The organism is Thioclava sp. UBA3469 (genome assembly GCF_002378135.1).
In the GTDB taxonomy this organism is placed as follows: domain Bacteria; phylum Pseudomonadota; class Alphaproteobacteria; order Rhodobacterales; family Rhodobacteraceae; genus Thioclava; species Thioclava sediminum.
Map to the genome: position 1 here is coordinate 1 of NZ_DFRG01000057.1, position 18,413 is coordinate 18,413.

Here is an 18,413-nt window from a genome sequence, read left to right on the forward strand (position 1 = left end):
GGGCGTGGGTCTCGGTCAGCTCGAGCTGGTCGAGATCGTCGATATGGACGCCCTCGCTCTGCATCTCGGCGAGGAGGGAATACAGGCTCTCGGCCAGCGCGAATTGGATCGCGCCCGCCTCGAATTCGGGCATGGCGCGGGTGAGTTGCTCCACGAACTGGGCCAATTCGAGCTTGCGGCGCAGCGGGGGCACGGGCAGAGGCAGACCCGCGAGCGGATCGGCCCCGAGATCGCTCACCAGCAGGAGCCGCGGCAGATAGAGCGCGCCGCTTTCGAGAAAGACCTCCCGCACGCGGCGACGCATCCGCCCGGAGTTCAGATAGAGGGTGACCCGGGCCAGCGCCTCGGGCGGCTGATCGGCAAAGCGCGCGCGCAGGCCAGCAACCAGGGCGCGGGGAAAATCGACGCCCGGCGGGAGGGCGTAGACGGAGGCGGCGTCCTCACTCATCGAGCATCGCCTCGGCCAGCGTAATGGATTCGGGTCGTCCGACATCGCACCACCCACCGTCATGCACGAGACCGAAGACGCGCCCCGCCGCAATCATCTCATCCCACAGGATGTTCAGCGAGAAGCTCCGCTCGGAAATAGACCCTATTCCAGCGGGATTCAGCATCTGCGCACCGGTATAGACAAAACCCGGCCCGCGCGTCAGGCGGCCGGTCTCATCCATCGTGAAATCGCCCGCGCCCGCATGTCCGCGCGCATTTTCGGGCCTCACCAGCATCAGAAGCGCCGACATCTCGTCGGGCCGCCACGCCTCGCGCAGCCGGGCCACGGGGTTCTCGCCACTCCAGACCGCATCGGTGTTGAGCGTCATCACCGGGCCATCGCCAAGCAGCGGCAGCGCCTTACGCAGCCCGCCGCCGGTTTCCAGAATCTCGTCGCGCTCGTCCGAGATCGCGACGTCCTGCCCGGCCAGATGCGCGACCACCTGATCGGCGAGGTAATGCACATTGGCCACGAGCCGCCGCGCCCCGCCCGCCCGGGCAAGATCGAGCGCGTGATCGATCAGGGGACGCCCGGCGACCTCGATCATCGGTTTGGGCCGGGTTTGCGTCAGCGCGCCCATGCGCGTGCCGAAACCGGCGGCGAAGAGCATCAAGGCGTCGGGCTGGTCGGGCATTTTTGTCTCAAATCAGCAATCAAATTCGGGTCGGGTGCAGGATAGGCGGCGTGGAACAGCTCCGCCAGATCGGCAAGCGCGGGATCGGCGAGGTTACGCGAGATATAGCCGTAAACGCGGGGCATATACTCAAGATATTGGGGTTTCCCGTCGCGAATGGTCAACCGCGCGAATATCCCGAGGATCCGCAGCGCGCGTTGCAGGCCAAGCAGACCGTAGGCAAGGCGGAACGTGGTCGGATCGGTCTTGGTCAGCGCACAGTAATGGGCGATCTCGGCTGTCTCGACCTGCGGGCTCACATCGCGGCGCGCGTCCTGCAGCGCGGAGACCAGATCATATGCGGGATGGGCGCGCAGCGCGTCCTGGTAGTCGAGAAGCCCGAGGCGGCGCAGGCCCGGGCGATCCAGCAAAATGATGTTCTCCGCATGAAAATCGCGCAGGCATAGAACCGGCTTCCACGCCGGAAGAGTGTCGAATTTCTGTGCAATCGCCTGTTTGAGCGCATCCGCGGCTGCGCGATCTGTGCAGGGGTAGAACTCCGGCACCAAGTCCATAAGATCGGTGAGCGCGGGGCCATCCAGCAGCGGCAGATCCTCCGGTGGCGGGTGGCGAGGAAGATCGGCAAGAAATTCGGTGATCAGAGCATAAAGCGCAGGCTCGTCTTCAGGCGTCGCGTCGAGGTGACGAGCCGCGAGCGCATCGCCGAAATCTTCGAGCAGCAGCAGGCCCGCCGCATCATCGCGCGCGAGTACCTGCGACGTGGAAAAACCGGCCTCGGCGAGCCAATCGCCGATGCGGGTGAAGCGGGCGATCTCGGCCCCGTCCGGCGCTTTCATCAACACGGCACGATCTGCGCCGCGGGTCAGGCGTTCGTAGCTGCGGGCGGAGGCATCTCCGGTGAGCGGGCGGCGGCTGGCGTCCTGCCACCCGGCGGCGGTGAGGAAGCTTCGAATCTCGACTTCGTCAGCCATTCCACGCCCCCAAAACCTGCTGCGAAAGAGGCGTATTCGTCTCGAAACAAACCCTTCGCGATGCGCCTTCTTCGGTTTGCTCAAAGCGCAGCCGAAGCGCCCCTTTCGGCGCGGCCGAGCCGAGCCGGTCGGGCCATTCGATCAGGCAGATCGCGCTGTCGAAGGCGGCATCCAGCCCGAGTTCGAGAACCTCGTCGGGGTCGGTGAGCCGATAGAGGTCGGCATGCCAGATTTCGCAATCGGCCTCGTAGGTCTGGACCAGCGTGAAGGTCGGCGAGGGCACATGCTCGGCCACGCCGAGCCGCGTCTGGATCAGGGCGCGCGCGAAATGGGTCTTTCCGGCGCCGATCTGACCATCGAGCAGCAGCACATCGCCCGGCCCGGCGAATTCGGCAAAGAGCGCGCCAAGCCGCTCCGTCGCCTCGGGATCGGGGAGATCGAGGCAGGGCATTTCGCTGGAAACGGGGGCGTGCGTCGGCGCGGGCATGGCTCGGTTCTAGCGCGTCGATCGCCCCTTTGCCAAGCGGCTAGCCTTGCTGCGCGATGGCGGCGCCCGTTTGACGTGGCGGCGACGTATCGGACGCCGTATCGACGCTGAATCGCAAGAGGAACGCCCCGCCAGAAAGCGTCTCGAGTTGGCAGGTCACATGCCGCCCGTCGAGCAGGGTGATCTCTTCGGTCAGGTTCTCGCGCGCGCCGATTTCCCGGGCGAGATTTTGCAGCCACGACCAGAAGGCGCTGGGTTCGGCGCGTGCCTGCCATTGCTTTACCGCGTCGAGCAGGGTCACCCGGCCCAGCGTCGCCTCCGGCTCGACCCCCCAGAGCGCACCATAGGCGGCATTCGCCATCGCCAATTCGCCCGAGGGGCGGAACACCGCGATCGCGTCGCCGACCCGGTCGAATACCTCCTGAGCCATCTCGATTTCACCACGAAACTGCCGGGTTAGAGACGTTTCCGACGAAATATCCTCGAACAGGAACGCCACCGCGCCATCGGGATGCGGGCGTCCGGTGACGCGATAGGTCTGCCCGCCGGGCAGGTTCCAGGTCTCGGCGTGGAACCCGGAGGCGGCGGCCTGCTCCAGCTCTGTCATTTCCTGCCGCCAGCTCCGGTAATCCTTCGGCTCGGGCATCATCTTGGTTTCGCGCAGCCTGTCGAGAAAGGCGTAGAGCGTCGGGCGCGTCGCGAGGAGTTCCGGTCCGAGCTGCAGAAGATCGCTCAGCGCGGGATTGAACAGCCGTAGCTGCCGGTACCGATCGAAAATCGCGAGTCCGATCGGCAGGTCGGCGAAGGTCTTGGTCAGGGTCTGGACGAAATCGCGCAATGCCTTCTCGGCCCGCACGGCGGCGTCGGCGGGGAGGGCGAAATGCAGCGTGCCGCGTTCGAGAACGACGGAGTGACAGTCGAACCATGTCGCGGCATCCGGGGCGTTTTGCGAAGCTCGGCCGATTTCCAGACGATGCGGCCCGCCCCCGTCGAATGCGTCGGGCGGCAGCGTGAACAGGCTCGGCAGCGGCCATCCAAACCCCTCCTCCCCCGCATCGAAAGCCCCTGCGCGCGCGAGATAGGCTCTATTTGCCCAGCTCAGCTCACCGCCCTTCTCGGTCCGCCAGATCAGAACCGGCGACCGGTCGAGCGTCGTGCGCATCATCTCCAATTCGTCTTCCATCGCGCGGAAAGAGAGACTGTCGACGCGCTGACCCTGCCCCTCGCCCTCGGGATCGACGAGGGTGATCCGCGCCAGACCGTTGAAATTCTCGACGGTGAGGCGGAGCCGGGGCTTGTCGGTGGCACTCGCAACCTCGGTCATCTCGAGCCGCCCGAGATCGGCGAGCTGGCCGATGCGGGACTGAAATTCGGGAAAGCGCGGTGTGGCGAACGCGGTGAAACGCGTCCAGTCGCTCGCCCCGATGGGCATCGATTCCAGCAAGCGCCGCGCGGGGGGCGTTGCATCCACAAGCGCCTCGTCGTCGAACAGGAAAGCCACCTCCTCGATGTCCTCTCGCGCAGCGGGGGTCAGCCTGCGCCCGGGCGCGGGGCCCACGGTGAGCCATGTCAGCAGCAACGCGACCAAGGCCGCGCCCACCGAGGTAAGCGCGATCATCGTCGCCTCAAGCCATGCAGTCGTCATGTCTTTCGGCCTCTCAAACCTGTCCCCAGGTCGAGGGTGCGAAAGAATCATTAACCTAGCGTTAACTTCACCTGGAACCGCGTAAGTTATGTGAGGGCGATCAGACCGCGATGGGCTGGTTCAGCCCGAGACCTGCGTCGTCCCGCGCCACGAGACGCGCGGCGGGCCAGACGACTTCCACCACCGCACCGGAGCGCGAGGGCGTTACGGCGCCGGGCGCGAAAGGCGCGTCGCCATTCGAGAAGGTGAGCCGCCCGCCCGTACGCTCGATCAGGGTCTTCGGTATGAAAACGCCAAGCCCCATCCCCTCATAGCCTTTGCGCTCCGCCGCATTCGCGCGCGGTTGCAGGAAGGGATCGCCGATCCGGTTGAGCACGCTCGTCGGATAGCCCTTGCCGTCATCGCTGATCCGCACGGTGATCTCTTCGTCATCCCATTCCGCTTCGACCCAGACCGTGGAGTGCGCGAAATCGACGGCGTTCTGGATGAAATTGCGCAGCGCGTGGATCAATTCGGGATAGCGGTAGATCGTCGGCTGCCGCTCCAGCCCCTCGACGATCGGATGAGCATCGAAGTGAATTTCGATCCCACGCTCCATATGCGGGTCCGCCGCTTCGCGCAGAACGGCGACGATGGGCGCGGTCCGCATATGCAGATCGTCTTTCCCGACACGGCCCATCGAATGGAGAATGTCGCGGCACCGATTGGCCTGCTCGCGGATCAGGAGCGCATCGTCGCGCAGATCGGGGCTGTCTTCGAGCTCGTCGGCCAGCTCCGAACTCACCAGCTTGATCGTCGCAAGCGGCGTGCCGAGCTCATGCGCCGCCGCCGCGACGACCCCGCCCAGATCGGTCAGCTTCTGCTCGCGCGTCAGGGCCAGTTGGGTCGCGCGCAACGCATCGCCCATGGAGCGCACTTCGCTCGCCACCTTATGTGCATAAGCACCAAGGAACGCCACGCCGATGATGATCGACAGCCAGTAGCCGAATTCGAAGACGTCGGGCACGGCAATCACCTCGCCGGTCTTGCTGACCAAAGGCAGATAGACCACGGCGACGATCGAGATCATCACCATCGTCGCAAGACCCAGCAAGATCGTCGCCGACCGCTCCAGCGCGGTGGCCGCTATCGTGACCGGCACGAGAATGAGCAGCGCGAAGGGGTTGTTCATCCCGCCCGTGATCGACAGCAACAGCGCAAGCTGCGCCATGTCGAACATCAGCGTCGCCGCCGCCTCGGGCTGGGTCAGGCGCTTGGTGTCGGGAAACAGGAAAATCGCCACGAGATTGGCCGCGATTGCCGCCGCGACCGTGGCAAGGCACAGCGCCAGATCCAGCGCGATATCATAGACGAAATAGGCGACGAAGATCGCGCCGAGCTGACCGACAATCGCGGTCCAGCGCAGGAAGATCAGCGTCCGGAGGCGCACCCAGTCGTGGTGAATCTCGGCCGGGCCGGGTTGGGCCTCGAGGCGTTGAGCCATGTCGTCTCCCGCGTCCAAAGCGCACATCGCCGGAATTGGCGGCATGAAAGCATTGATAATCGGCGCCCGCCGCGCGATCAATGCAGCCGTGAGAGGAGTGACAATATGAACCGTATTGCGAAAATTTCCGCTGCCGCCGCGACCGCGATCGTGGTCATCGGCCTGGGCGTCACCTGGTTCGCCGCGACCCGCAGCAATGACAACGATATTTTCGCGCAGTGCCGGCAAAGCGTCGTCGCAGGCGGCGCGGGCGAAATCGGCGGTCCTTTCACCCTGACCGATGAGAACGGCAAGGAAGTGACGAATACGGATGTCATCACCGAGCCGAGCATTCTCTATTTCGGCTATACCTATTGCCCGGATGTCTGCCCGCTCGACAGTGCGCGCAATGCCGAGGCCGTAAGCCTTCTCGAAAAGCGCGGCTATTCGGTGACGCCGGTCTTCATTTCGGTCGATTCCGCACGCGACACCCCCGAGCTGCTGAAGGAATTCACCGATCTCATGCATCCGAAAATGATCGGGCTGACCGGCACGCCGGAGCAGATCAAGAAGGTCTCGCAGGAATACCGCACCTATTTCAAAGTTCAGGATCCGGGCGATCCCTACACCCTGATCGATCACTCGACCCAAAGCTATCTGGTCTTCCCGGACACAGGCTTCGCGGAATACTACAACCGCGACACCACGCCCGAGCAGATGGCCGACAGCGTCTCCTGTTTCGTCGATGCGTGGAAAAAGGCCAATCCTGACGGCGCAGCCGGAAATTGACCGAACAAGCGCAACAGCTTAAAACAAATCCAAGCGTCAAACTCGGCGAGAGGGAGTTACGATAATGGCTGAAGACATCAGCGCCGATATCGGGTCGGACAAATCGCTTCTGATCGTCGATGATGATCTGCCGTTTCTCACGCGGCTGGCCCGCGCGATGGAGAAACGCGGCTTCGAGACCCAGACCGCCGAAACCGTCGCCGCGGGGCGCGCGATCGTGCAATCGAACCCGCCCGCCTATGCGGTGATCGACCTGCGGCTCGAAGATGGCAACGGGCTCGACGTGGTCGAGGCGCTGCGCGAAAAGCGCGCCGATGCGCGGATCGTGGTGCTGACCGGATATGGGGCCATCGCGACCGCAGTGGCCGCCGTGAAAATGGGCGCGACCGATTATATCGCGAAACCCGCCGATGCCACCGACGTCACAAATGCGCTATTGGCAAAAGGCGAGGTTGCCCCGCCGCCGCCGGAAAACCCGATGAGCGCGGATCGCGTGCGCTGGGAACATATTCAACGGGTGTACGAACTTTGCGACCGGAATGTTTCGGAAACCGCGCGCCGCCTGAATATGCATCGCCGGACCCTTCAGCGGATTTTGGCTAAGAGAAGCCCTCGCTGACGTTTTGGTTAGGTTGTTAAATATTTAAGGTTTCTATTTAATGCTCCGGATATCCAATTCGGAGCTTTAAAATGAATCTAGATGATATGTCCCTCGACGAGCTGAAAGCTCTTCGTAAGCAAGTCGACAAGGCGATCTCCGGCTACGAGGATCGCAAGAAGAAAGAAGCGATCGATCAGCTTGAGCGCGCGGCCCGCGATATGGGTTATTCGCTGGCGGAACTGACCGGATCGGGTTCGGCCAAGCCGCGCCGCACCGTGCCGCCGAAATATGCCAATCCGGACGATTCCAGCGAAACCTGGACCGGTCGTGGCCGTAAGCCGCGTTGGGTGCAAGCCGCGCTTGATAATGGCAAATCTCTCGACGATCTGAAGATCTGAGAAACAAATAAGTATTTTTGAATACGAGTGCCTGCCGGAATTGCAGACACTCGTATTACAGCTCTGACAAAAGCGCTTCGTGGCGTGCGGTATAATCCGTGCGCACCTCGGACGGCGGCCGCAGATGGATTTTAAAGGTTTCGGCATATTCCGGCGCGAGCTTTCCGAAGACCTTGTCCGCCTCCACCTTTGAAAACCCGGCAATCTGTTCGGCTTCCAACCGCGCCGAGACGATATCCGCCTTTTTGATCGCGCGCTTGATTCGCACGGGGAGCGCCGCAGGTAGTCCAAAGCGTATATGCACTGCCGCGATCAGCCGATCATCGAGCGTGCCATAGCCTTCGCCAATCGCCGCCTTCACCGGGCTGATCATATCGCCCAGCACATATTCCGGCGCGTCATGCAAAAGCGCCGCCAATTTCCATTTCGCCGCGATCTTCGGATTCTGATGGCAGAAAATCTGCTCCACCAGAAGCGAATGCTCGGCCACGGAATAGGGCCAGTCGCCGAAAGTCTGACCGTTCCAGCGCGCCACGAAAGCCAGACCATGCGCGATATCCTCGATCTCGATATCGACGGGCGTCGGGTCCAGCAGGTCGAGCCTGCGCCCCGACAGCATCCTTTGCCAAGCGCGTTTCATGTGATCACCGTATAGTCGTCGGGAAAGCGCGCGAGATAGCGCGCCATTTTGTTTCTGTTGATGAGGTGCCGGACGAGCATTTTCGTCATCAGCTTGCTGCCCGGTCCGGGACCGTCGGGAATATCGAAGCGCCGTTCCGGGAAATGCGCGGCGCAGAAATGGCGCAAACCCCGCCCAAAGCGCGGCGGCAAAGTTTCCGGTCGCGCTTTCCACGGTTTCGACGGACCGATGAAATGCACGATATGCGCGCTGACCATCGCCTCATGCAGTCGCGAGGCCGGGGTATATTGCCAGTTCCACATCGGGCTGAGCTCCGCCCAGTTGCGGTACAGAACGCAATTGAGAAGCGTCTGATCGTTCCGGCGCAGGCGGGCACCGTTCTTTTCTCCAAAGCTCAGCGCCGCCTCGAGAATGCCTTGGGCATTCCAGTTTGCCACATCGATCAGCAGCACGCCGGAATTGAAATAGGCGGCGTTGGCGAGATCGAAATCCTTGAAATCTTCCGGCATCCGCGAGGGCGTCCGCCATTGCGGATTATCCCGCACTGCCGCGACCGGCTTCTCCCCGAGGTCGACCGTCAGCAGCCGCGAGAGATCGCCGCTTTCCACGTGAATATCGGCATCGAGATAGAGAATGCGATCATAATCATCCGCGAAAATCTTCGGCAGCATGAGGCGCATATACATGGCCGAACTGCGTCCCCGATCGGTCGAGAACCCCGAAAATATTAGCTCTGGATCGAAACTACACAGCCGCAGGTTCAACCCGTCGAGCGACGCCGGAAGCGTAACCGGCTCGGCGCTGACGATGCAGATATCGAAATCCCGATCCGGGTGAAGCTGCGCGATCTGTCCCGCCGCATGTGCGGCATAAGGCAGGTAAGCGTCATCGCAGCAAAACGCGATCGCAGAGCGGTGCTGCGCAGGTTTCGAACAGGCCAGATTGATCTCCATTCGCCCCTCTCATGCAGCGCGTATCTGTGACTAGCCAAAGCCAATGCAGCTGTAAACGCCACAGATTGAGGAACATTTTCGCGCGGAGTGTGTTCTTGGGTTGACACGGAGAGAAAAAGGGGACGCCAAAATGCAGACCTCGAAAACTACGTTCTTTGCCGCCGGGATCGCGATTATCTCGATCCCCGCTACCATTGCCATCGCCGCCGTGCGCAGCGACGAGGCTGTGCAACCTGCCCCGCAAGCTGAATCGGCGCGGCAGGTCATGCTGGATGGCTATGAGGGCGACGGTCGCCCGATGGAAGATATTCCGTCCGAAATTCCTTATGGCGATCTGTCGGCCTTCGACAACGTCACGGCGATCGGCGAGGCGCAAAGCCCCGATCAGCCCTATTGCGACAACCGCGCGAAGCTCGTGGACTCGCTCAATCACGACTTCGCGGAGAAGCCCGCGATGACGAAACAGCTTGGCGATCACCGTAAGGTCGAGCTTTACGCCTCGAGCATCATGGGCACCTGGACTGCGGTCTATACCCGTGCCGACAACGTCTCCTGCATCGTGTCCTCGGGCACGGACTGGAAGCGTGGCAACAACCCGGTGGCGCTCCTGCATCGCGAAGGGATTCTTCCCGCAACCTGATCGTGATCGGCCTTCATTGCCGCTTTACGGTCCCAGTGCTACATAGCTTCCAAATTCAGATTGGGAGCCGCACATGGCCGATTACGTCATCAAGGATATCGCTCTGGCCGACTACGGCCGGAAGGAGCTCGACATCGCCGAAACCGAAATGCCGGGCCTGATGGCCTGCCGCGCGGAATTCGGCGAGAGCAAACCGCTTAAAGGCGCACGCATCGCGGGATCGCTGCACATGACCGTGCAGACCGCTGTGCTGATCGAAACGCTCAAGGCGCTTGGCGCCGACGTGCGTTGGGCCTCGTGCAACATCTTCTCGACTCAGGATCACGCGGCCGCGGCGATCGCCGCTGGCGGCACGCCCGTTTTCGCGATCAAGGGCGAGACGCTCGCGGAATACTGGTCCTATACCGACCAGATCTTCCAGTTCGAGGAAGGCACCTGCAACATGATCCTCGACGACGGCGGGGATGCGACGCTCTATATCCTGCTCGGCGCGCGCGTCGAAAACGGTGAGACTGACCTGATCGAAGTGCCCACCTCGGAAGAGGAAGAGGCGTTGTTCGCCCAGATCAAGAAGCGCCTCGCGGCCAGCCCCGGTTGGTTCACCAAGCAGCGCGACGCGATCAAGGGCGTCTCGGAAGAAACCACGACCGGCGTGCACCGCCTGTATGATTTGCACAAGAAGGGCTTGCTGCCCTTCCCCGCGATCAACGTGAACGACTCCGTCACCAAGTCGAAATTCGACAACAAGTACGGCTGTAAAGAGAGCCTCGTGGACGGCATCCGCCGTGCCACCGACACGATGATGGCCGGCAAGGTGGCCGTCGTCTGCGGCTATGGCGATGTGGGCAAAGGCTCCGCCGCTTCGCTTCGCGGCGCGGGCGCCCGCGTGAAAGTCACCGAGGTCGATCCGATCTGCGCGCTGCAGGCCGCGATGGACGGGTTCGAGGTCGTCGTGCTGGAAGACGTCGTCGACAGCGCCGACATCTTCATCACCACCACCGGCAACAAGGACGTCATCCGGATCGAGCATATGCGCGAGATGAAGGACATGGCGATCGTCGGGAACATCGGCCATTTTGACAATGAAATTCAGGTCGCGAACCTGAAGAACCACAAGTGGACCAACATCAAGGACCAGGTGGACATGATCGAGATGCCCTCGGGCTCGCGCATCATCCTGCTGTCGGAAGGCCGCCTGCTGAACCTCGGCAACGCCACCGGCCACCCGAGCTTCGTGATGTCGGCGAGCTTCACCAACCAAGTGCTGGCGCAGATCGAGCTGTGGACCAAGGGCGAAGACTATGCTCCGGGCGTCTACATCCTGCCCAAGCATCTCGACGAGAAGGTCGCCCGTCTGCATCTGGAGCGGATCGGCGTGAAGCTGACCCAGCTCAAGCCCGATCAGGCGGAGTATATCGGCGTCACGGTCGAAGGGCCCTTCAAGCCCGAGCATTACCGCTACTGACCCGATCGCATCGCGATTTCAAAGGCCGCACCTTCGAGTGCGGCCTTTTTACGTGCAACGCAGGCCGTGATCGGTTTTCCTCGGGACAGGAGGAGAGCGATGACACCCGAAGACCTTGCCGCGCGGTTCAAGCCGCAATTGGAGGCGGAACTGGCCGAGCTGCGCAGCGCATCGCAGGACACCGCGCAGACCCGCAAACCCGTCGAGCTGGATCAGCAAAGCGTCGGGCGGCTGTCGCGCATGGATGCGCTGCAGAACCAGGCGATGGCCAATGCGGTCGACGGCCGCCGTCAGCACCGGATCACCGCGATCGAGGCCGCGCTCCAGCGCATAGCGGAGGGCGAATTCGGCTATTGCGACAGCTGCGGCGAGCCGATCCCCGAGAAGCGCCTCGAACTCGACCCGACCTTCACGCAATGCGTCTCCTGTCGCGGCGATGGCTGAGCCACGCGCGTTCCGGGATTTACGCTTTGTAATTTCACTATCTCGGCTTACCCTGCGCCTGCCTTCATTTCTGGGCAGAGCAACCTGATAGGTGGGACACATGGGTAAAAGAGACGAGCTGATTGAGAAATACGCCGAGGATCTGAAATCCAAATGCGGCATGACCCCGGACATGGATCTTCTGACCAAGGTAACGATCGGCTGCGGGCCCTCGATCTACAATGCGGATTCTTCGACCGTGGCGGCGACGGACAAGGCAGAGCTTGAGACCGTGAAGGACAACTTCCTCGTCAAGAAACTCGGCCTCTCGGACAGCCCCGCGCTGATGGATGCGATCGACAGCGTGATCGAGACCTATGGCCGGTCCGAGCGCAACAAGTATCGCGCCGTGATTTATTACATGCTCACCAAGCATTTCGGCAAAGAAAGCGTCTACGCCTGATCGCGAGCACATCGCGCAGCTTGTGACGACCCACGGCCCGGCCTGTCCGGGCCGTTCGCTTTAGCGGATCAGCGCCTTGATCCCGGCGACATGCGCCGCCCGCGCGCCCAGCGCATCGGCGGTCAGCGTCTCGATCGTCTCGTCCAGCGCCTCGCGCGGCACGATCCGGTCGATCAGCCCCCAGTTCAGCGCCTCTTCGGCCTCGATCTTCTGCCCCGCCATCAGGATCATCTTCGCCCGCGCAGGCCCAACCAGCGCGACCATGCGCGCCGGGTCCGAGGGCTGCGGCAGGAAGCCGAGCTTCATCACCGGATAGAAGAACTTCGCGCCCGGCACCGCGATGCGCAGATCGCAGGCCAGCGCCATCCCCATCGCGCCTCCGGCCAGCGTGCCATTGAGCGCCGCGATGGTCAGACAGGGCAGCGAAGCGATCGCGCCCGAAAGCCGCTCCCAGACCGGATCGGTCGCCAGCGTACCGGATTTCGCCTCGTCCAGATCGGCTCCGGCGGAGAAGACCTTGCCATTCCCGCTCAGCACGAAAGCCCGCGCCTCTTCGCGCCCTGCACGTTCGGCCAGATCGGCGATCTCGCCCAGCATCGCGCCGGTCAGCGAATTGGCTTTTTCAGGCCGGTCTATGGTCACGCGCCACAGCCCGTTCTCGATCTCGTGGCGGATCATTCCCAGCCTCCTCACAACTCCCGTGAAACCCGTCTAGCAGCCCCGGGAAGGCTTGACCATCGGCCTGACCCAAAGGAGGATGGCGCGACTTGGTTCTCAGTGGAAAGGTACCCCTCTTATGGCATGGCTCAAAACCGTCGGTTCCGGCGCCGTTGTGGTTTCGCTGCTGTCCACCACGGCCTCTTTTGCGGATGTGACCGCGGAGCAGGTCTGGCAGGCGTGGCAATCCGAATACCAGACCTACGGCTATGAGGTGATGGTCGGGAGCCAGAACCGCGAGGGCGACACGCTCACCGTCTCCGACGTGAAGATGGTCCGCAATGTCGACAACATGAGCCTCACGCTCGACGTTCCGGAACTAAAGCTGCGCGATCTTGGCGACGGCACGGTGGAGACCGTCTTCCCCGAGACCATGACCGGCGACATGACCGGCAAGCCGGGCACCGACACCTCGGACATCGCCATGAAGATGACGATGACCCAGACGGACAGCAAGGTCATCGTCTCCGGGTCGCCGGGCGATCTGACCTACGATATCGACGCGCCGAAGATGACGATGGATCTTGATCAGACCGTCACCGCCGAGGGGCAAGACGTGCCGGTCAAAATGTACTTCTCGCTGGAGAACACCAAGGGCAATTACCACGTCGTCGATGGCGACATGCATTCGGTCGATTCCAAGATGTCCATCGGAACGCTGGACCTGACCGCATCAGGTGCCGATCCAGAGGGCAGCGGCACGTTCAACATGAACGGCCAGATGAACGACCTCGCCTATGAAGGAACGTTCGCGATGCCCAAGGGCATCGACTCCGAGAAGCTCGACGAGGCGCTCAACGCCGGTGCGAACCTCGATCTTGCGATGACCTATGCCAGCTCGAACTGGACGGTGAGCGCCGACGGTCCCGACGGCAAGGTCGATCAGAAGTCTACCGATCAGGGCGGCAAGCTCGATATCGCGATGTCGAAGGACGGCCTGTCCTTCGGTGGCCAGAGCAATTCCAGCCATATCGAGATGACGACGCCCGAGCTGCCCTTCCCGATCACCGCGGATATCCAGTCGGCGGACATGAATTTCGCGATGCCGGTCGCGAAAGCCGACGAGGCGCAGGATTACAAGGCGATGATCGGCCTCAACGGCGTCACGGTCTCCGACAATATCTGGGCCATGTTCGACCCGAACGGCGATCTGCCGCATGACCCGGCAACGCTGCAGGTCGATCTCTCGGGCAAGATGAAGCTTTCCGAAGACCTGTTCAGCCCGGCCGCCGCCGCGATGGACGCGCCGCCGATGCAGGTCGACACCGTCGACATCAACAACATCAAGCTGTCGATGGTCGGCGCCGATCTGAACGGCAAGGGCGCGCTCGAGCTGAAGAATGGCGGGCCGATGCCGATGCCCACGGGCAAGATCGACCTGACGCTGACCGGGGCGAATGCGCTGATGGACAAGCTGGTCGCAATGGGGCTCGTGCCGCAGGATCAGATCATGTTCGGGCGGATGATGCTCGGCCTCTACGCCAAGCCCACGGGCGACGATGCCTACGAGTCGCAGGTCGAGTTCCAAGATGGCGGGGAAATCCTCGTCAACGGCCAACGCGTCCAGTAAAGACTGAAACCCACGGCGAGAAGCCGTCCGGGTCTCCGGGCGGCTTTCGTTATTCTCACGAGGTGTAAATTGACCAAGCCCTCCCTCTCCGATCTGACCCAGTCGCTGCTCGAGGCTGCGAAGCGCGCAGGTGCGCCTGCCGCCGATGCCATTGCGGTCGATGGGCGCTCGGTTGCGATCGATGTCCGCGAAGGCCGTCTCGAACAGGCCGAGCGGTCGGAGGGCGTCGAGATCGGGCTGCGTGTCCTTCTCGGCGGCAAACAGGCCTGCGTGTCCGCCTCCGATATTTCCGCCCGCACCTTCGAGGAAATGGCGCAGCGCGCGATTGCGATGGCCCGCGAAGCGCCGGAGGATCCGTTCATCGGCCTCGCCGATCCGTCGCAGCTGACCGACCGCCGCGATGCCGACGGCATGGAACTGGCCGATCCGAGCGCCGAGCCCTCCGCCGAGGCGCTGCAAAGTGACGCGCTAGAGGCCGAGGCCGCAGCGCTTGGCGTCGACGGCGTCGCCCAGGTGCAATCCGCCTCCGCCGCCTATTCCTATCGGCGCGTCCATGTCGCGGCCTCCAACGGTTTCGCGGGCGGCTATGATCGCAGCTCGCGCGTCGTCTCAGCCGTCGCGATTTCCGGCGAGGGGCTGGGGATGGAGCGGGACTGGGCCGCCGAAAGCCGCATTTTCCAGTCCGATCTGCCCAGCGCGCAAGAGATCGGGCGTCTGGCGGGCGAACGCGCCGCCGCCCGCGCCAATCCGCGCCGCCCGAAAACCGGTGCCTATCCGGTGCTGATCGACGAACGCGTCTCGGGCAGCCTGATCGGGCATCTTCTGTCGGCGGTGAACGGGCAGGCAATCTGCCGCGGGGCCTCGTGGCTGCGCGACGCATTGGATGACCAGGTTCTGCCCGAAGGCCTCTCGCTGATCGAGGAGCCGCATCGCAAGCGCGTCTCCGGCTCGCGCCCCTTCGACGCCGAGGGCCTGGCCACCGCGCGCCGCGCCATCGTCGAGAATGGGGTGCTCAAAAGCTGGACGCTGGACCTCGCCTGCGCGCGGAAACTGGGCCTGCAATCGACCGCGAATGCCAGCCGCGGCACCTCGTCCCCGCCCTCGCCCGGCATCGGCAACGTGACCCTGACGCAGGGCGACAAGACGCGCGAGGAGCTGATGGCCGAGATGGGCACCGGGCTTCTGGTGACTTCTTTCATAGGGGCCACGATCAACCCCAACACGGGCGATTATTCGCGCGGGGCCTCGGGCTATTGGGTGGAAAACGGCGAGCCGGTCTATCCGGTCAATGAATGCACCATCGCGGGCAACCTGCGCGATATGCTCCGCAGCATCCGGCCCGCGAATGACGCGCGGATGCATCTGAGCCATATCGTGCCCTCACTTCTCCTCGAAGGAATGACGCTTGCCGGAGACTGATCTTCCCCTTCTCATCGAGACCGCGAAAGAGGCCGGTGCGCTTGCCCTGAAATACTGGAAAAAGGCACCCGAAGCCTGGGACAAAGGCGACGGGGCCGGTCCGGTCTCGGAGGCCGATCTGGCGGTGAACGCGCTGCTGGAAGAGCGCCTGCGCGGCGCCCGGCCCGATTACGGCTGGCTGTCGGAGGAAAGCACCGACGATCCGGCGCGTCTCGAGGCGCGCTCGACCTTCATTGTCGATCCGATCGACGGCACGCGCGCCTTCCTTGCCCATGATGGCGGCTTCGCCCATGCGCTCGCCGTGGTGCGCGATGGCGCGGTCGTGGCCGGCGTGGTGCATCTGCCGGTTCACGATCTCACCTATTCCGCGACGATCGACGGTCCGGCCTGCCTGAACGGGGAGCCCCTGCGGCCCGGAACCCAAGAAGCGCTCACGGGCGCGACGGTCCTGACATCGAAACTCTCCGACAATCCGAGCTTCTGGCGGCACGCCCAGCCGGATTACCACCGCCATTTCCGCTCCTCGCTGGCATGGCGGCTCTGTCTGGTGGCAGAAGGGCGGTTCGATGCGACGATTTCGCTACGTCCGGCATGGGAATGGGACATCGCGGCGGCGAGCCTGATCGCGCAGCGCGCGGGGCTTCTGGCAACGGATCGCAACGGCCGCGCGCTGCGGTTCAACCGCTCCCCGCCGCAATCGAGCGGGCTGGTCGTTGCCAACCCGACCCTGCATGCGAAATTCATCGAAAATCTGGCGTTTTGGCCGGATTAGGGTCTACCAGCGCAGCACGCGCTTCCCGAGCAAAGCGCCCGCAAGCATCACGACGACGATCCCGATCCCGTACCAGGTGACGTAGAACAGCGGGCTGTCCTCGGTGCAGTGCAGGGCATAAATCGCGGTGCCCATGCCCCCGGCGGCAAGCCCCGCCAGCGCCCCGGCCTGAGCCGGCCGCGTCACCGCCCCTTTGCGCAGGCTGATGAGAAGCGCGCCCAGCGCCGGGAGGGACAGCATCGGCACGGAGATCAGGCAGGGCAGGATCGTCTCGCCCTCGAAATCCGCCATGCGCTGGCCCTCGGGCGTGGTCAGGAAGGCATAGGCCAAAAGCGCTGCCCCGATCGCCGGGAAGATCCAGAGCCATCCCGTCGATACCTTCGCCGTGGGCCGCCCCAAACGCACCGCCATCGGGGTCACAAGCACGGCCAAGACCAGCGGCAGGTAGAATTTCGGGGCGATTTCCGGCGTCATAAGGGTCTGTTGCAGCGGAAAACGGAGCCCATAGACCGAAATCACGAACAGTGCCGACAGCAGAAGCGCCGGCACAAGCCAGCGGCCAAGCACCTGCTTCGGGCGCGGATCGGGCAACGTGTCTTGTTGCAATACGGATATCAGGTCTTCGGTTTTCATATCTCGATCAGCCTCTCGCGAAGCGCGGCCAGTTTTTTCAACGAGCGATGCAGCATCACGCGCACCGCTCCCTCACTCATATCTAACGCATCGCCGGTTTCCGCGATGCTCTTCCCTTCGAGCCCGATAGCGCGCACCAACTGCGCGGCGCGGGGCTCGAGATGGGTCAAAAACGTCTCTATATCGGCCTTTTCCGTGGGATCGGCCTCTGGAGCGGCGGGCAGCATCTCGGCGAAATCCTCCACCGGAAGATGGATACGTCGCCCCCGTTTGCGAAAGGCGTCGACCACCTTGTGCCGGGCGATCGCGTAGCACCATGGCGCCGCCGGTTCATCCTCGCGCCACGTGTGACGCTTCAGATGGATGGCGAGCAACACCTCCTGCACGACATCCTCGCAATCGGCCTCGGACAGCCCGGCACCGCGTGCCCGCACGACAGACCGCAACACCGGGGTCACGGCCTGCAGGAACAGACCGTAGGCGCGCTTGTCGCCCGCATTCGCAGCCCGCAGGAGCTGCGACCAATCTGCCCGCCGATCATGCATCATCGCCGTCCTTTCGTTCGCGATCATGCCTTCGTTACAGCCGGAGCGAAAAACTTTTTTCGTTCACGCTGGCGTGATCGGTGTAACGCGGCCGTGACCTGACGCGAAGGGTGATCAGGACCGCAACGGTCCCAACCAATCAGGGAGACTACCATGAAGACCGAAACCACCCTTGGCTTTGCAACCGCTCTGACCTGCGCGATGGGGCTGGCCAGCGCCGCCCATGCCGAAGATCAGGCGATGGAGAAATGCTACGGCGTCGCGATGGCCGGGCAAAACGATTGCGCGGCCGGGCCCGGCACCACCTGCGCCGGCACCGCGACGATGGACTATCAGGGCAACGCTTGGAAACTCGTCCCGGCGGGCACCTGCACCGAGATCGAGACGCCGCACGGCATGGGCTCGCTCGAACCCAAGGAGATGTGACCCCAAGCGGGGCGTGCGGACTGCGCGCGCCCCGTTTCCTCACCGATGGAGGCTGCCATGACACTGCCACGCAAAGCGGGCCTCGGCTTCAAGCCAGAGCATTTTCCCGCCATAACAGAGACGAAACCGGATCTCGGTTTCTTCGAGATTCACGCGGAAAACTATATGGGCGCGGGCGGCATGCCGCATGCGATGCTGGAACGGCTGCGCGCGGATTATGCGCTTTCGGTGCATGGCGTGGGCCTCTCGATCGGCGGGCCCGATCCGCTG

General features: G+C 63.2%; 22 protein-coding genes and 1 pseudogene. 12 read left to right on the forward strand and 11 right to left on the reverse strand.

Features of this window, described 5'->3' with window-relative positions:
* From B3D39_RS04140 to regB, 6 genes and pseudogenes are all read right to left on the reverse strand, one after another.
* Positions 1–448 (reverse strand): annotated as a pseudogene (locus B3D39_RS04140) (double-strand break repair protein AddB); the annotation flags it as partial.
* A complete protein-coding gene (locus B3D39_RS04145; RefSeq protein WP_274961569.1) occupies positions 441–1,124 on the reverse strand; it encodes a nucleotidyltransferase family protein in 684 nt (227 codons plus the stop codon). The gene B3D39_RS04145 and the pseudogene B3D39_RS04140, both read right to left, overlap by 8 nt.
* Positions 1,100–2,095: an aminoglycoside phosphotransferase family protein gene (locus B3D39_RS04150; RefSeq protein ID WP_274961568.1), complete on the reverse strand. Its 996-nt coding sequence runs from the start codon at positions 2,093–2,095 to the stop codon at positions 1,100–1,102. Before B3D39_RS04150 ends, B3D39_RS04145 begins: the two co-directional genes overlap by 25 nt.
* Positions 2,088–2,582 carry a tRNA (adenosine(37)-N6)-threonylcarbamoyltransferase complex ATPase subunit type 1 TsaE gene (tsaE, locus tag B3D39_RS04155; protein WP_078570570.1) on the reverse strand — a complete coding sequence of 165 codons (495 nt, stop codon included), beginning with the start codon at positions 2,580–2,582 and terminating at the stop codon, positions 2,088–2,090. The genes B3D39_RS04150 and tsaE overlap by 8 nt, the downstream gene beginning before the upstream one ends.
* Before the next feature lie 40 nt (positions 2,583–2,622).
* Complete coding sequence (locus B3D39_RS04160; RefSeq protein WP_274961567.1) at positions 2,623–4,227, reverse strand: PAS-domain containing protein; 1,605 nt, start codon at positions 4,225–4,227, stop codon at positions 2,623–2,625.
* Positions 4,228–4,327: 100 nt separating this feature from the next.
* Entirely contained in the window at positions 4,328–5,710 is a 1,383-nt protein-coding gene (gene regB / locus B3D39_RS04165) for a sensor histidine kinase RegB (RefSeq protein ID WP_286789411.1), read from the reverse strand.
* Positions 5,711–5,815: 105 nt separating this feature from the next.
* Here regB and B3D39_RS04170 point away from each other — a divergent pair, with 105 nt between their 5' ends.
* From B3D39_RS04170 to B3D39_RS04180, 3 genes are all read left to right on the forward strand, one after another.
* The gene (locus tag B3D39_RS04170; RefSeq protein WP_274961565.1) at positions 5,816–6,478 is read left to right on the forward strand and encodes an SCO family protein; all 663 of its coding nucleotides are present in this window, start codon (positions 5,816–5,818) and stop codon (positions 6,476–6,478) included.
* A 64-nt stretch (positions 6,479–6,542) separates the two neighbouring features.
* Complete coding sequence (locus B3D39_RS04175; RefSeq protein WP_078522717.1) at positions 6,543–7,097, forward strand: ActR/PrrA/RegA family redox response regulator transcription factor; 555 nt, start codon at positions 6,543–6,545, stop codon at positions 7,095–7,097.
* A gap of 71 nt (positions 7,098–7,168) precedes the next feature.
* Entirely contained in the window at positions 7,169–7,477 is a 309-nt protein-coding gene (locus B3D39_RS04180) for an H-NS histone family protein (protein ID WP_274961564.1), read from the forward strand.
* Positions 7,478–7,532: 55 nt separating this feature from the next.
* Here the strand turns inward: B3D39_RS04180 and B3D39_RS04185 are convergent, their stop codons facing one another.
* Both B3D39_RS04185 and B3D39_RS04190 read right to left on the reverse strand, forming a co-directional pair.
* Positions 7,533–8,117, reverse strand: coding sequence for a hypothetical protein (locus B3D39_RS04185; RefSeq protein WP_078541454.1), 585 nt, complete (start codon positions 8,115–8,117; stop codon positions 7,533–7,535).
* The gene (locus B3D39_RS04190; protein WP_078602451.1) at positions 8,114–9,070 is read right to left on the reverse strand and encodes a glycosyltransferase family 8 protein; all 957 of its coding nucleotides are present in this window, start codon (positions 9,068–9,070) and stop codon (positions 8,114–8,116) included. Before B3D39_RS04190 ends, B3D39_RS04185 begins: the two co-directional genes overlap by 4 nt.
* A gap of 130 nt (positions 9,071–9,200) precedes the next feature.
* Between B3D39_RS04190 and B3D39_RS04195 the strand changes: the two genes are divergently transcribed.
* From B3D39_RS04195 to B3D39_RS04210, 4 genes are all read left to right on the forward strand, one after another.
* Complete coding sequence (locus tag B3D39_RS04195; protein ID WP_286789412.1) at positions 9,201–9,710, forward strand: hypothetical protein; 510 nt, start codon at positions 9,201–9,203, stop codon at positions 9,708–9,710.
* A gap of 73 nt (positions 9,711–9,783) precedes the next feature.
* On the forward strand, positions 9,784–11,175 hold the full coding sequence (gene ahcY, locus B3D39_RS04200) for an adenosylhomocysteinase (RefSeq protein WP_286789413.1): 1,392 nt from the start codon (positions 9,784–9,786) through the stop codon (positions 11,173–11,175).
* Between the two features lie 99 nt (positions 11,176–11,274).
* Positions 11,275–11,619: a TraR/DksA family transcriptional regulator gene (locus tag B3D39_RS04205; protein WP_274962600.1), complete on the forward strand. Its 345-nt coding sequence runs from the start codon at positions 11,275–11,277 to the stop codon at positions 11,617–11,619.
* Positions 11,620–11,719: 100 nt separating this feature from the next.
* The gene (locus B3D39_RS04210) at positions 11,720–12,061 is read left to right on the forward strand and encodes a DUF2853 family protein (protein WP_078522711.1); all 342 of its coding nucleotides are present in this window, start codon (positions 11,720–11,722) and stop codon (positions 12,059–12,061) included.
* Between the two features lie 60 nt (positions 12,062–12,121).
* On the opposite strand, the gene B3D39_RS04215 is transcribed toward B3D39_RS04210, so the two are convergent.
* Positions 12,122–12,739, reverse strand: a complete 618-nt coding sequence (locus tag B3D39_RS04215; RefSeq protein WP_274962601.1) for an enoyl-CoA hydratase/isomerase family protein — start codon at positions 12,737–12,739, stop codon at positions 12,122–12,124.
* Between the two features lie 118 nt (positions 12,740–12,857).
* Here B3D39_RS04215 and B3D39_RS04220 point away from each other — a divergent pair, with 118 nt between their 5' ends.
* The 3 genes from B3D39_RS04220 (at position 12,858) to B3D39_RS04230 (ending at position 16,539) form a co-directional block, all read left to right on the forward strand.
* Positions 12,858–14,348 (forward strand): DUF2125 domain-containing protein, encoded by a 1,491-nt coding sequence (locus B3D39_RS04220; protein ID WP_274962602.1) that lies wholly within the window; start codon positions 12,858–12,860, stop codon positions 14,346–14,348.
* A 69-nt stretch (positions 14,349–14,417) separates the two neighbouring features.
* Complete coding sequence (locus B3D39_RS04225; RefSeq protein ID WP_274962603.1) at positions 14,418–15,767, forward strand: TldD/PmbA family protein; 1,350 nt, start codon at positions 14,418–14,420, stop codon at positions 15,765–15,767.
* Positions 15,754–16,539, forward strand: coding sequence for a 3'(2'),5'-bisphosphate nucleotidase CysQ (locus B3D39_RS04230; protein ID WP_274962604.1), 786 nt, complete (start codon positions 15,754–15,756; stop codon positions 16,537–16,539). Before B3D39_RS04225 ends, B3D39_RS04230 begins: the two co-directional genes overlap by 14 nt.
* 3 nt (positions 16,540–16,542) lie before the next feature.
* On the opposite strand, the gene B3D39_RS04235 is transcribed toward B3D39_RS04230, so the two are convergent.
* Together B3D39_RS04235 and B3D39_RS04240 are read right to left on the reverse strand one after the other, a co-directional pair.
* The gene (locus B3D39_RS04235) at positions 16,543–17,172 is read right to left on the reverse strand and encodes a DUF1109 domain-containing protein (protein WP_274962605.1); all 630 of its coding nucleotides are present in this window, start codon (positions 17,170–17,172) and stop codon (positions 16,543–16,545) included.
* Positions 17,169–17,717, reverse strand: a complete 549-nt coding sequence (locus tag B3D39_RS04240) for a sigma-70 family RNA polymerase sigma factor (RefSeq protein WP_078522786.1) — start codon at positions 17,715–17,717, stop codon at positions 17,169–17,171. Before B3D39_RS04240 ends, B3D39_RS04235 begins: the two co-directional genes overlap by 4 nt.
* A 153-nt stretch (positions 17,718–17,870) precedes the next feature.
* On the opposite strand from B3D39_RS04240, the gene B3D39_RS04245 reads away from it, so the two are divergent.
* Positions 17,871–18,143 (forward strand): DUF2282 domain-containing protein, encoded by a 273-nt coding sequence (locus tag B3D39_RS04245; RefSeq protein ID WP_078522705.1) that lies wholly within the window; start codon positions 17,871–17,873, stop codon positions 18,141–18,143.
* A gap of 57 nt (positions 18,144–18,200) precedes the next feature.
* Positions 18,201–18,413, forward strand: a 213-nt coding sequence (locus tag B3D39_RS04250) for a DUF692 family multinuclear iron-containing protein (protein WP_286789414.1), incomplete at its 3' end; no start/stop codon positions are given.

Bases quoted from the DNA above. Each gene is read 5' to 3' on its own strand.
- B3D39_RS04245 (WP_078522705.1), top strand. From the start codon at position 17,871: ATGAAGACCGAAACCACCCTTGGCTTTGCAACCGCTCTGACCTGCGCG.
- B3D39_RS04185 (WP_078541454.1), bottom strand. From the start codon at position 8,117: ATGAAACGCGCTTGGCAAAGGATGCTGTCGGGGCGCAGGCTCGACCTG.
- B3D39_RS04175 (WP_078522717.1), top strand. From the start codon at position 6,543: ATGGCTGAAGACATCAGCGCCGATATCGGGTCGGACAAATCGCTTCTG.
- B3D39_RS04190 (WP_078602451.1), bottom strand. From the start codon at position 9,070: ATGGAGATCAATCTGGCCTGTTCGAAACCTGCGCAGCACCGCTCTGCG.
- tsaE (WP_078570570.1), bottom strand. From the start codon at position 2,582: ATGCCCGCGCCGACGCACGCCCCCGTTTCCAGCGAAATGCCCTGCCTC.
- B3D39_RS04215 (WP_274962601.1), bottom strand. From the start codon at position 12,739: ATGATCCGCCACGAGATCGAGAACGGGCTGTGGCGCGTGACCATAGAC.
- B3D39_RS04160 (WP_274961567.1), bottom strand. From the start codon at position 4,227: ATGACGACTGCATGGCTTGAGGCGACGATGATCGCGCTTACCTCGGTG.
- B3D39_RS04235 (WP_274962605.1), bottom strand. From the start codon at position 17,172: ATGAAAACCGAAGACCTGATATCCGTATTGCAACAAGACACGTTGCCC.
- B3D39_RS04220 (WP_274962602.1), top strand. From the start codon at position 12,858: ATGGCATGGCTCAAAACCGTCGGTTCCGGCGCCGTTGTGGTTTCGCTG.
- B3D39_RS04145 (WP_274961569.1), bottom strand. From the start codon at position 1,124: ATGCCCGACCAGCCCGACGCCTTGATGCTCTTCGCCGCCGGTTTCGGC.
- B3D39_RS04240 (WP_078522786.1), bottom strand. From the start codon at position 17,717: ATGCATGATCGGCGGGCAGATTGGTCGCAGCTCCTGCGGGCTGCGAAT.
- B3D39_RS04195 (WP_286789412.1), top strand. From the start codon at position 9,201: ATGCAGACCTCGAAAACTACGTTCTTTGCCGCCGGGATCGCGATTATC.
- B3D39_RS04170 (WP_274961565.1), top strand. From the start codon at position 5,816: ATGAACCGTATTGCGAAAATTTCCGCTGCCGCCGCGACCGCGATCGTG.
- B3D39_RS04210 (WP_078522711.1), top strand. From the start codon at position 11,720: ATGGGTAAAAGAGACGAGCTGATTGAGAAATACGCCGAGGATCTGAAA.
- B3D39_RS04205 (WP_274962600.1), top strand. From the start codon at position 11,275: ATGACACCCGAAGACCTTGCCGCGCGGTTCAAGCCGCAATTGGAGGCG.
- B3D39_RS04180 (WP_274961564.1), top strand. From the start codon at position 7,169: ATGAATCTAGATGATATGTCCCTCGACGAGCTGAAAGCTCTTCGTAAG.
- B3D39_RS04150 (WP_274961568.1), bottom strand. From the start codon at position 2,095: ATGGCTGACGAAGTCGAGATTCGAAGCTTCCTCACCGCCGCCGGGTGG.
- ahcY (WP_286789413.1), top strand. From the start codon at position 9,784: ATGGCCGATTACGTCATCAAGGATATCGCTCTGGCCGACTACGGCCGG.
- regB (WP_286789411.1), bottom strand. From the start codon at position 5,710: ATGGCTCAACGCCTCGAGGCCCAACCCGGCCCGGCCGAGATTCACCAC.